This is a genomic window from Citrobacter sp. RHBSTW-01013 (assembly GCF_013781985.1).
In the GTDB taxonomy this organism is placed as follows: Bacteria; Pseudomonadota; Gammaproteobacteria; order Enterobacterales; family Enterobacteriaceae; genus Citrobacter; species Citrobacter braakii.
Genome location: NZ_CP056185.1, coordinates 994581 through 1005901, shown reverse-complemented (window position 1 = coordinate 1005901; position 11321 = coordinate 994581). Strand labels below are relative to the sequence as shown.

At 53.1% G+C, this 11321-nt stretch carries 10 protein-coding genes; 1 reads left to right on the top strand and 9 read right to left on the bottom strand.

All coding sequences use genetic code 11. The annotated features are described in order from the left end of the window. Positions 1-2 precede the first annotated feature (2 nt). The 9 genes from recC to rppH form a co-directional block, all read right to left on the bottom strand. The gene (recC, locus tag HV350_RS04915) at positions 3-3371 is read right to left on the bottom strand and encodes an exodeoxyribonuclease V subunit gamma (protein WP_181629914.1); all 3369 of its coding nucleotides are present in this window, start codon (positions 3369-3371) and stop codon (positions 3-5) included. Between the two features lie 12 nt (positions 3372-3383). Further along, on the bottom strand, positions 3384-3707 hold the full coding sequence (locus HV350_RS04910) for a prepilin-type N-terminal cleavage/methylation domain-containing protein (RefSeq protein ID WP_047359086.1): 324 nt from the start codon (positions 3705-3707) through the stop codon (positions 3384-3386). Beyond that, entirely contained in the window at positions 3692-4099 is a 408-nt protein-coding gene (locus HV350_RS04905) for a DUF2509 family protein (protein WP_047499364.1), read from the bottom strand. The genes HV350_RS04910 and HV350_RS04905 overlap by 16 nt, the downstream gene beginning before the upstream one ends. Beyond that, the gene (locus tag HV350_RS04900; protein WP_016154273.1) at positions 4096-4659 is read right to left on the bottom strand and encodes a prepilin peptidase-dependent protein; all 564 of its coding nucleotides are present in this window, start codon (positions 4657-4659) and stop codon (positions 4096-4098) included. Before HV350_RS04900 ends, HV350_RS04905 begins: the two co-directional genes overlap by 4 nt. Continuing rightward, a complete protein-coding gene (locus tag HV350_RS04895) occupies positions 4650-5120 on the bottom strand; it encodes a prepilin peptidase-dependent protein (protein ID WP_181629912.1) in 471 nt (156 codons plus the stop codon). The genes HV350_RS04900 and HV350_RS04895 overlap by 10 nt, the downstream gene beginning before the upstream one ends. 183 nt (positions 5121-5303) lie before the next feature. Next, on the bottom strand, positions 5304-6098 hold the full coding sequence (gene thyA, locus HV350_RS04890) for a thymidylate synthase (RefSeq protein WP_003033990.1): 795 nt from the start codon (positions 6096-6098) through the stop codon (positions 5304-5306). 6 nt (positions 6099-6104) lie between these two features. Then, positions 6105-6980 (bottom strand): prolipoprotein diacylglyceryl transferase, encoded by an 876-nt coding sequence (gene lgt, locus HV350_RS04885; protein ID WP_016157378.1) that lies wholly within the window; start codon positions 6978-6980, stop codon positions 6105-6107. A 164-nt stretch (positions 6981-7144) separates the two neighbouring features. Then, positions 7145-9391 carry a phosphoenolpyruvate--protein phosphotransferase gene (gene ptsP / locus HV350_RS04880; protein WP_016154275.1) on the bottom strand — a complete coding sequence of 749 codons (2247 nt, stop codon included), beginning with the start codon at positions 9389-9391 and terminating at the stop codon, positions 7145-7147. A 12-nt stretch (positions 9392-9403) separates the two neighbouring features. After that, a complete protein-coding gene (gene rppH / locus HV350_RS04875) occupies positions 9404-9934 on the bottom strand; it encodes an RNA pyrophosphohydrolase (RefSeq protein ID WP_003825602.1) in 531 nt (176 codons plus the stop codon). A gap of 684 nt (positions 9935-10618) precedes the next feature. On the opposite strand from rppH, the gene mutH reads away from it, so the two are divergent. Beyond that, the gene (gene mutH / locus HV350_RS04870) at positions 10619-11314 is read left to right on the top strand and encodes a DNA mismatch repair endonuclease MutH (RefSeq protein ID WP_181547504.1); all 696 of its coding nucleotides are present in this window, start codon (positions 10619-10621) and stop codon (positions 11312-11314) included. Positions 11315-11321: the final 7 nt, after the last annotated feature.

Below are 11321 nucleotides of genomic sequence, written 5' to 3'. Positions count from 1 at the left end.
CATCATGACTGATTAAAGCGAAAAATCGGTAACAGGTAACGCTGAGACTGTAAAACAATGGTCTCCAGCGTAGCCGCATCCAGTTGACGCCAAAGACGCTGATACCAGATATCATCACCTTCACCCCGTACCATCATGTTGCCTTCATAGGCCTGCAGAAACTTACTGCGCGCTTTTTGTAACGTTGCATCGTCATCTAACATGGCATCATTTGCGGCGTCATAACAGGTTTTTATCCAGGCGCCGCCGCTTTCGGGCAATACCAGTAATGGTGACGACATGCCTTCCCGATAACCGTCAATGAGCTGCGACAGGTACAGCAGCGCCTGCTCTGCATCCAGTGGCGGAAAACGCCATTCCCCGTCTTTACGCAGGAACAACCGGCTCTCTCCCGTACCGCCACTGGCACAATAGACAAGATGTTCCAGCCAAAGTTGCACCCCCTGCGCAATGCTTATTAAAGATGGGCGCCAGCGCAACAAACCGTCCTCTTGCACCTGTGGCAGCCAACCGGTGATTTGCACGCCGTTACAGTTAAGATCGATTTCCATACTCTGACAGGGCTGACGACAGGCGATAATGCGTTCAGCCAGCGACTGCATCTCCTGACGCTGCGTATCCCACAGAATTTCGCCAAATGGCCCATAGGGAAGCGTGCCCGCCGCACGAAAACGGCGAAACAGTTGTTCAGCATCCTTCTCTTCAACCAGCGTGTTAAGCAATTGCTGATTAAGCTGATAGCGGGTTAATCCTTCAAGAGTGAACGGTTCCGTTTCCGGGATCTCACTTTCTTCAGAGCGGAAGTTGACCCTCAGCCGCATCTGGAAAAAAGCCCTTACCGGATGAGCCCAAAATCGCTGCAGCGTTTCCAGCGTCAGCGTTTCAGGCATCTCAAAGGGAAGCGTCTGGACAAAATCCGTGTGCGCTTTTCCTGACAGGCTCGCCGCAGGCAGCCATTCCCGGGCATAGCTTTGCTGTTCGCCCGGCAGATAGTTTTGTGCATCAAAGGGCATACGGGTATGCAAACGAGTAATGTGTGCTTTTACCCGGGCCTCGCTTTGATCGCAGGTCAACGATTCATCGCCCGGCAGATAATGGCTTTGCCCGATGTAGTCCATCAGTTCCTGCACCAGTACCGACGGGAAGCGCTCGCTGTTGTCCTGAATGGAGCGGCCAATGTAGCTGATGTAGAGCGTTTGCTGTGCTGAAATCAATGCTTCAAGAAACAGGTAGCGGTCATCATCGCGACGGCTGCGATCGCCCCTCATCGGTTTTTGACTCATCAAATCAAAGCCCAACGGCGCAAGCTGACGCGGATAAACGCCATCGTTCATACCCAGCAGGCACACCACCTTGAAAGGAATAGAGCGCATCGGCATCAGCGTACAAATGTTAACTGGCCCCGCCAGGAAGCGCTGGCTGATGCGTTCCTGGTCAAGGCGCTGGGCCAGCTCATCACGTAACAGAGAGAGCGGTATAGCATCGCCGTACTCGGCCCCTAAACCTTCAGTGATAATAGCCTGCCACTGCTGTTCGATCAGCGTCATCGCCGCTTCGGTGTCCGCGTCCGGCAGGAAGAAATCATTAAGCATTTCCCGACAAACGGGCAGCCACTCTTCCAACGGACGTTCCTGAGCTAACCCTCTACGCCAGAGATTAAGCTGCATCAGCAACGAAGCCAGATGCCCTACCAGTTCGGCAATCAAACCGCTGGACTCATCGTAAGGCAACACCGATTGCCACTCGCCCTGCGCGCTTTCCATCGCGTAGCCGAGCAGCATACGCGTTAAACCAAATTGCCAGGTATGCTGACCTGTTGGCGGAAGTTCCAGTTCACGCACGTTATCGTCGTCAATTCCCCAACGAATCCCGGATTCATTGACCCATAAGCGAAGATAGCGCAGCCCTTCTTCATCGATATTGAAACGCGCCGCCAGCACGGGTACATCCAGTAATGCCAGCACATCCTCTGAGACAAAACGGCTATCCGGCAGCGACAGCAGGCTAATAAAGGCCTGTAAGACGGGATGAGACTGGCGCGCCCGACGGTCGGAAATCGCATAAGGTAAGTAACGCTCAGCTGGCGCACTGCCAAAGACCGACTGAATAAATGGGCTGTAGCTGTCGATATCCGCCACCATCACAATAATATCGCGCGGCGTCAGCGTGGGATCCGCTTCCAGCATTGCCAGCAGGCGGTCATGAAGAATTTCTACCTCGCGCTGTGGGCTATGACAAACATGGAAAGTCACGCTGGTGTCGTTCAGCTCAAGCCGTCGTTTATTATCGCTACGCGAATACTCTTCCAGCGTAACACCCGCCACGGCATGACTTTCAAGTTCCAGAATATCCGATTGAATATTATGCAAAAGATTGTCAGGCGTAATATCGACAAACGCATCCAGTTCCTGACTATTTTCCAGTTCTGAAAGCAAATAAATGTAATCGCGCCCCAGTTTGCCCCACGAGGCCAGCATCGGGTTGCCCACATCCTGTTCACCATCGCTGTTAAACAATCCTTCGGCTTTCTGACTATCGCGAAACAGCGGCAGATGGCGTTCTTCAAAGCTGTGCCGACGCTGACGCGCCATCAGCTTCGCCAGCCAGGCGGGATCTTTTATATCTCCCCAGTAGTAGCGACAAGGGTTGGTAAACAGCAGATGAATATCAATGTGCTTGCCCAGCGCCTGCAATGCCTGCAAATAAACCGGCGGCAGCGCTGAAATGCCGCAAATAAAGACGCGAGAAGGCAGTCCCTGCGGGCACTCGGACGCACTTTCCAGAGTCTGAATAAATCGTTGGTATAAATTGGCGCGATGCCAGCGCGGCTGGCCCAATTCCTCGGTGTGTTCCACCAGCGCTTTCCACAACGGCGCCTGCCAGGCCTGAGATTCGCCGAGTCCCTCAACCAGTCGCCCGGCTTCCCACTGGGTCAACCACTCAGGGCGATAGACTAAATACTGGTCAAAGAGGTCAGCCGCGCGCGAGGAAAGCTGAAACAGTTTACGTTTATCGGTGTCGTCCGTCAGATAGTGGCGCAGCAATGCGAAGTCATCGCCATCCAGCAATTGCGGCAACAGCGTCATCAACTTCCAGCTCATGCTCTGTTTGCTGAACGCGCTCTCTTTCGGGATATCCGGCAGCACGCGCACAAACATATCCCAGATAAAACTCGCGGGCAGCGGAAAATCGATGTTGGCGGCAATACTAAACTTCTGTGCAAGGGTCATTTGTAGCCACTGCGCCATACCGGTACTTTGAACCAGGATCATCTCAGGTTCAAAGGGGTCGTCCAGCCGCTCGCGCTCAACGATAAATTCCATTAACGCTTCCAGCACATCCAGACGATTGGAGTGGTAGACCCTTAACATAGCGACTCCTGACTACTGACGATTCGGGCAATGCAGACGCGTCATCTGACCCTGCCTGCCCAAGGGTGAAGAAATTTTAACGTTGATGCTGACACATCCCGCGCTCGTTGTCTGCATTCGGTTAACCTGCCAGTTCAAAGGCGATGAAAACTGATACAGCTGGGTTTGCTGCCAGGCGTGACGCCAGAGTTGCTGATACTGGTTTCTGATGATAAAGCTGTTCATCAGCGCCCGCTGGTATCCTGACAGCGCGGTCACAATCATGATCATCAGCACCATTGCCAGCATCACTTCCGGCAGGCTAAAGCCACGCTGTCTGTTCAGGGGATCTGACATAGTGCCTGCTCCTTTAGTGGACAAAAATCGCTCCAGCCATGCGCCGAATATTCGATATTGTCATCAATAATCGCCCCCTGCCGCCATAACGATACCCCTTCATAATGGACTATAAGCAGCACGAAATTATTAGTAAGCAGTCGCAGACAAACAGCGGCATCCTGCGTGGTATAACGCCGACACTGTGCGGCGAGTTGTAAGCGCCAGGGCTGCATACGCCCCCATTCCATCGCGGATTGCACCACCGCCTGGCGCTGCAGAGCCTGACTTTGCGTGACCACTCGCGAAGCAAAACGGGACTCCTGCCTGCTAACGCCTTGCAGCAGAAGGCTACCGAGCACCAATAGCAACAAGACCATCGCTAAAGATGAAACGCCCCGCTCACGGTTCACAGGTTGAATCCTGTCACGCTGTAGACTGCTTCAATAACCTTTTGTGGTTCGGCATTGTTCACTCCGCGCAAACGCAGCGTAAGGAGCGGGGAATATCCGCTGATATTCAGACGTTCGACCTGAAATGCCTCAATCTGTATCGTGGCTGGATCGGTCATTTTCTCCCACCCTTTTCCATTGCAGTCCGTTACTCCCCGCAGGGTCTCCAGTACCTTGTCCTGTAAACGAAATCCAATCGTATCGGCCTCTTTCGCGGGACTGCTCTCCCAAATGCCGTTGCTATTGGCATCCCAGCGCGCAATGACACAGTCGCCCTTAGCCGATATCTCCAGCCCTTCTCCGACACAGTTTCCGCGGCAGTACCCTGCCCGCTGAAGATGCTTCGCCACGGTGTATACCCGCTGCCATATTTCATCTTCAAGCGCTAACTGTCGCGTGTTGCGCAGGATCTCTCGCTGCAGCGCGGGTAAAAATCGCGCTGAGCTAAGCAATAAAACGCTGCTAATCGCCATAGCAATCAGCACCTCCAGGAGTGAAAAGCCCCGTTCATTTACGGACATAACCTGGCCTCATCTTTCTCGCAAAGCCTGATTCGCCCCCAGCCTGACACCACCACGCGCCATTCCCCTGTCGTATTTTTCAGGCGAATATGTCCAGCCCATGCCGTATTGCGCAGACCAAAAAAGGCCAGTGAAGGCGTTATCTCTGCCATTTCGACATCGTCCCAGGGCGGTGTAAAAACCAAGGGCGAAACGGGTAGACACGTGGTTTGCACAGCAGCAGAGCTGACAAAACACCAGGATGTGCCATCCCGAATCACGCTGATGACGTGATCGCGGTTACGCCAGTTAGCATCTTCACGCAGTTGCAGCAGGTAATCTCGCACCTGAATGGCGGTTTGCCATAGCCGCTGTTGCTGCTGCCAGCGCTGCCAACCATACAGCCCCGAGGCGCCAAGCGCCGCGACGATCAGCATCGCAATCAGGGTTTCGAGAAGCGTGTAGCCGTGTTGTTTTTTCATGTTGCCAGTATGGCGTGAGGAAAATGAATAACGAGCGGGAAATTCGGTTTCTACGGCGAGCTACGAGGAATATTTGTCGCGTTGCAGGTCGTTGCAATATTTCAGGAACCCACGCCGAAGAACGAGATTTGAGACAAAAAAAACCGACGCGCACGGGCGTCGGTTGTGACAGCATGAAGCCGATTAGATAGCCACTGGCGCTTTAATACCAGGATGCGGATCGTAGCCTTCAATTTCGAAATCTTCGAAGCGATAGTCAAAGATAGATTCAGGCTTACGTTTGATGACCAGCTTCGGCAGCGCGCGCGGTTCGCGGCTAAGCTGCAGATGCGTTTGATCCATATGGTTGCTGTACAGGTGCGTGTCGCCGCCGGTCCAGACAAAATCACCCACTTCCAGATCGCACTGCTGCGCCATCATGTGTACCAGCAAGGCGTAGCTGGCAATGTTAAACGGCAAACCGAGGAACACATCGCACGAACGCTGATACAACTGGCAGGAGAGCTTGCCATCCGCCACGTAAAACTGGAAGAACGCGTGGCACGGCGCCAGCGCCATTTTATCCAGCTCACCGACGTTCCATGCAGAAACGATAATTCGGCGAGAGTCCGGGTCATTTTTGAGCTGGTTTAACACCGTGGTGATCTGGTCAATATGGCGACCGTCTGGCGTAGGCCACGCACGCCACTGTTTGCCATAAACCGGGCCCAGATTACCGTTTTCATCCGCCCATTCGTCCCAGATTGAGACGTTGTTTTCATGCAGGTAGGCAACGTTGGTGTCGCCCTGCAAAAACCACAGCAGTTCATGAATGATCGAGCGTAAATGGCAGCGTTTAGTCGTAACCAGCGGGAACCCTTCCTGCAGATTAAAACGCATCTGATGACCAAAAATGGAAAGCGTTCCGGTTCCGGTACGGTCGTTTTTCTGTGTGCCTTCATCCAGCACTTTTTGCATCAGTTCTAAATACTGTTTCATGGTTCCTCAGGAAACGTGTTGCTGTGGGCTGCGGCGGTACGCCCAAACCATCATAATAATGCCTGCGACAATCATCGGGATTGAGAGGATTTGCCCCATGCTGATGTACTGTACCCAGGTGCCGGTAAACTGCGCATCCGGCTGGCGGAAGAATTCAACGATAATACGAAACGCGCCATAACCAATCAGGAACAGACCGGATACCGAACCCATCGGGCGCGGTTTACGAATGTACAGATTAAGAATGATAAACAGCACAACGCCTTCCAGGGCCATCTCATAAAGCTGTGAGGCGTGGCGCGGCAGCGAGCCGTAGGTATCAAAAATTGACTGCCATTGCGGGTTAGTTTGCAGCAGTAAAATATCTTCGGTACGGGAGCCCGGGAACAGCATGGTGTACTTGAAGTTCGGATCAACGCGTCCCCACAGCTCACCGTTGATAAAGTTGCCCAGACGCCCTGCGCCCAGACCAAACGGAATCAGCGGGGCAATGAAATCAGAAACCTGGAAGAACGAACGCTTGGTGCGTTTGGCGAAGATAATCATCACCAGGATCACACCAATAAGCCCACCGTGGAAGGACATCCCGCCGTCCCAAACGCGGAACAGATACAGCGGGTTATCGAGGAATAACGGGAAGTTATAGAACAGTACGTAACCAATACGCCCTCCAAGGAAAACCCCGAGGAAGCCCGCATACAGTAGATTTTCTACTTCATTTTTGGTCCAGCCACTGCCCGGACGATTAGCACGGCGCGTCGCCAGCCACATCGCAAAAATAAACCCCACCAAATACATTAAGCCGTACCAGTGAAGCGCGACGGGTCCGATTGAGAAAATGACCGGATCGAAATCCGGAAAATGCAGATAGCTACTGGTCATCTGTCACCACAAGTTCTTGTTATTTCGCTGAAGTCAGACAGCAATTGATAAGCGCGCCTGCATAATGCAGGCGCTCCAAAGGTGCGAATGATAGCACATGGGGATCGCAGCGGATGCCGATTACAGTTAAAAGATATGTATACCTACTGTTACCAGCCCCCGATTCACAATCCCCCGCGAATCAGTCCCCCCATGCCACGGCGTTCCATAAAAGCCGCCACCTGATGGCGTACTTCTGTCGCCATCTGCGCTTCCAGGCTGCGTTGCGCCAGCGTTTGCGCCTCATCAAAATCGATATGGCGCAGCAGATATTTAACGCGAGCCACGGAACGACCGTTCATCGACAAATGGCGAAAACCCAGGCCGATCAGAATGGCCACGCACATCGGGTCGCCCGCCATTTCACCGCACAATCGCAAATCGATACCGCTTCTTTCGGCTTCCTGCGCAATCATCGCCAGCACACGTAACATACCCGGATGCAGGCTGTCATAAATGCTGGCCACCCGCGTATTGTTACGATCGACAGCCAGAATGTACTGGGTGAGATCGTTGGTTCCGACCGAGATAAAGTCTATCCGGTTTATCAGATGCGGCAGCATAAACACCATCGACGGAACTTCCAGCATGATGCCAATGCGCGGTTTTGGGATCGCGTAGCCGATCATCTCTTCCACTTCGCGTCCGGCGCGTTCAATCAAACGTCGCGCTTCGTCCACTTCATCAATGCTGGTGACCATCGGCAGCAAAATACTCAGGTTGCCGGTTGCCGCGTTGGCACGCAGCATGGCCCGAACCTGGATCAAAAAGATCTCCGGCTGATCGAGCGTTATGCGGATCCCACGCCAGCCAAGGCACGGGTTCTCTTCACTGATCGGCATGTAGGGCAGTTGTTTATCGGCGCCGACATCCAGCGTACGCAGGGTCACCGGCTTGTCGTTAAACATTTGCAGCATGCCCTGATACTGCGCAACCTGTTCTTCTTCCGAAGGAAAACCGCTTTGCAGCATGAACGGGATTTCGGTGCGATACAGGCCAATGCCATCGATCCGGCTCCCCAGCTTCTCTTCATGCTCCGGGCTGAGGCCCGCATTGAGCATCACCTTCACACGCTCGCCACTTTTCAACTGTGCTGGCTGGTTGACGTCATCTTCCGCCAGGCGGCTCAGCTCAATTTCTTCACTGATAAGACGCTGGTATTCCTGGATCAATACCGGTTCTGGATCGACCAGCAGTTCACCGCGATAACCGTCCACTACCAGCGTACGGCGATGTAACACCGATGGCTGGATATCGGCCCCCATGACGGTAGGGATACCCAGCGCACGAACCATAATAGCCGCATGAGAGTTGGCCGCGCCGTCCCGGACAACCACACCGACTAAGCGGTCCTGAGGAAGTTCCGCCAGCGTGGTGGCGGAAAGCTCATCCGCCACCAGCACAAAGCGCTCCGGCCAGGTATTCGGCCCCTGGATCGAGTCGTCAAGATGGAACAGTAGACGCTGGCCCAGCGCGCGTAAATCTCCGGCCCGCTCTTTGAGGTAGTTATCACTCAGCGCGGCAAACTGTTCGGCAAACTTTTCAATGATCGTTTTAACGGCCCACTCGGCCACCGAACCGTTATCCACTTCCGCAAATAGCTCACGGCGCAGACGAGTATCGGAAAGCAAGTGTGAGTAGAGATCAAAAATCGCCGCCGTTTCTTTTTGCGCCCCGGCGGTAAAGCGTTTGCTGTAGCGCCGGAATTCATTCGCCGCCTCTTCCAGCGCACCGGTGAGTCGCTCGCGCTCAAGCGCCGGATCCAGCGTTGAAGCCTGATAGACCTGCTCCATCAGCGGCAGCGTCGCATCCTGCCAGCCTTCGGCTATTGCCACGCCAGGGGCGGCGGGCAATGCGCGGATGCGCGTTTGCCGGTATTGGCCGAACAGTGCGTTTAGCTGCGACTGCGAAAGAATAGCCGCCATTTGCGTGGCGAGCGTGACGAGGAAAGACTCTTCACTTTCATCGTACTGGCGCAATTCGCGCTGCTGGACCACCAGCACACCTAACAGCTGACGGCGCTGAATAATCGGTACGCCTAAGAACGCACGAAAGCGCTCTTCTTTTACCGAAGGGATGTATTTAAAGCTGGGATGTTTTTGCGCATCGGCGAGGTTGATAGGTTCCGCCAGCCTGCCAACCAGGCCAACGATACCTTCATCAAACGCGAGTGCGACAGTACGACCACGCGGTTTCTTCAGTCCCCGGGTCGCCATGAGGTAATAACAACGTCGATCGTGATCGGCCAAATAAACCGAACAGACCTCTGTATCCATCGCAAGACAGATGTCGGTAACCAGAATATTCAGCGCTTCATTCAGACGCGGAGCACTGGCCACCTTTTCGACTATTTCGCGCAGGCGGGTGAGCATAATTTGCGTAGCTTAACCTCTTTTACGTCTGTACGCAGGTGCGCTTTGCGGCTTAGGAGTGCTCTCCTGAAGCGCCATGACAACACTTGCGAATTCTTTCATCACCCTGCGATAGACATCGCGTTTAAATGACACCACCTGTCGAACCGGATACCAGTAACTCACCCAGCGCCAGCCGTCGAACTCAGGTGTACTGCTGGTTTGCATATTGATTTCAGCATCGCTGCTAACCAATTGCAGAAGAAACCATTTTTGTTTCTGGCCGATACAAACCGGCTTCGTGTCCCAACGCACCAAACGTTTCGGTAACTTGTAACGCAACCAGTTACGAGTAGAAGCAAGGATCCGTACATCTTTACGACTGAGACCCACTTCTTCAAAGAGTTCCCGGTACATCGCCTGCTCTGCTGTCTCTCCTGCATTTATCCCACCTTGCGGGAATTGCCAGGAGTGCTGACCAAATCGCCGGGCCCACATGACCTGCCCCTGGCGGTTACAAATTACTATCCCTACATTCGGGCGGTAGCCATCGTCATCAATCACCGGACTACCTCAATATAAACCTTATATACAAACGATTGTTTCACACTCCAGAGAGGCGGTAAACCACTCTGTTAAGGGCGCGATACTCTAATAACAATTGAATAACTCACAGCTAAGGGCGGAGTTATAAACAGAAGAAGGGCAAGCAAGGCGATTTTATTCACCTTTTCTGTGGATATAGTTGTGAAGAAGTACGGAATTACTATGGGAAAACCCAGAACAGTCCGAATAAGACATTCGTCACATATCAAAAATAGTCTTCTATATTCATAAAGTTAAGACCGTTCAGCGCAAATAAACCCATAGAAATGTGACGTATATCACGCACACGATCTTCAGGCTGATGAAAGATCGACCAGCGTTGGTTTTATCCACAGATTATGCCAATAAGTTAGGCACAATTTGTGTGAAAATTCGATTTTCGTCGCACGTCAAGGCTGTAAATTGAAACAGTAGTGGGGGTTTTTCACAGTTATCCCATCTTTCTGTGGATAACATGGTGTAAGATCCTGTTCATTGTCAGTGACCAGAATTGGAAAACCCGCTTCGCTGTTGCGCAACTCTGCGTATGTGAATCTAAAAACCAATATAAATCATAGAATTGAATAAAGCATGTGGAAAAAGATAAACTCTGTCCACACGGTATAAAATCTTTGCTCATTTTTTCACCTAAGGGTTAACCCGATGTCAGAACTCCATCCGCTGCTTTCTCCCCCTGAATCTGAAGCCCAGTTGTTGAGCCAGGCACAGCTGCTTTCGGGCTACGCGCTGGGAGAGTTGGCGGCAATGGCAGGACTCGTTACCCCCAAGGATCTCAAGCGCGATAAAGGCTGGATTGGCGTGTTACTGGAAATCTGGCTCGGCGCCAGTGCGGGCAGCAAACCGGAGCAGGATTTTGCGGCGCTGGGCGTGGAGCTGAAAACAATCCCAGTGGATAGCCTTGGCAGACCGCTGGAAACCACCTTTGTGTGCGTGGCACCGTTAACCGGCAATACCGGCGTTACCTGGGAAACCAGCCATGTGCGGCACAAACTTAAACGCGTTCTGTGGATCCCGGTAGAAGGCGAACGCAGCATCCCGCTGGCTGAGCGCCGCGTCGGTTCTCCCCTGCTGTGGAGCCCGAATGAAGAAGAAGACCGGCAATTGCGTCTGGACTGGGAAGAGTTGATGGACATGATAGTGTTAGGCCACGTCGAACGCATCACTGCCCGCCATGGGGAAGTGCTACAGCTGCGTCCTAAAGCCGCCAACGCCCGAGCGCTTACCGAGGCCATTGGCGCCCATGGCGAACCCATCCTGACCCTACCACGCGGTTTTTACTTGAAAAAGAACTTCACGAGCGCATTGCTTGAGCGACATTTCTTGTTCCAGGCGCAATAGGCACCGT

Bases quoted from the DNA above. Each gene is read 5' to 3' on its own strand.
- recC (WP_181629914.1), bottom strand. From the start codon at position 3,371: ATGTTAAGGGTCTACCACTCCAATCGTCTGGATGTGCTGGAAGCGTTA.
- HV350_RS04910 (WP_047359086.1), bottom strand. From the start codon at position 3,707: ATGTCAGATCCCCTGAACAGACAGCGTGGCTTTAGCCTGCCGGAAGTG.
- HV350_RS04900 (WP_016154273.1), bottom strand. From the start codon at position 4,659: ATGTCCGTAAATGAACGGGGCTTTTCACTCCTGGAGGTGCTGATTGCT.
- HV350_RS04895 (WP_181629912.1), bottom strand. From the start codon at position 5,120: ATGAAAAAACAACACGGCTACACGCTTCTCGAAACCCTGATTGCGATG.
- thyA (WP_003033990.1), bottom strand. From the start codon at position 6,098: ATGAAACAGTATTTAGAACTGATGCAAAAAGTGCTGGATGAAGGCACA.
- lgt (WP_016157378.1), bottom strand. From the start codon at position 6,980: ATGACCAGTAGCTATCTGCATTTTCCGGATTTCGATCCGGTCATTTTC.
- ptsP (WP_016154275.1), bottom strand. From the start codon at position 9,391: ATGCTCACCCGCCTGCGCGAAATAGTCGAAAAGGTGGCCAGTGCTCCG.
- mutH (WP_181547504.1), top strand. From the start codon at position 10,619: ATGTCAGAACTCCATCCGCTGCTTTCTCCCCCTGAATCTGAAGCCCAG.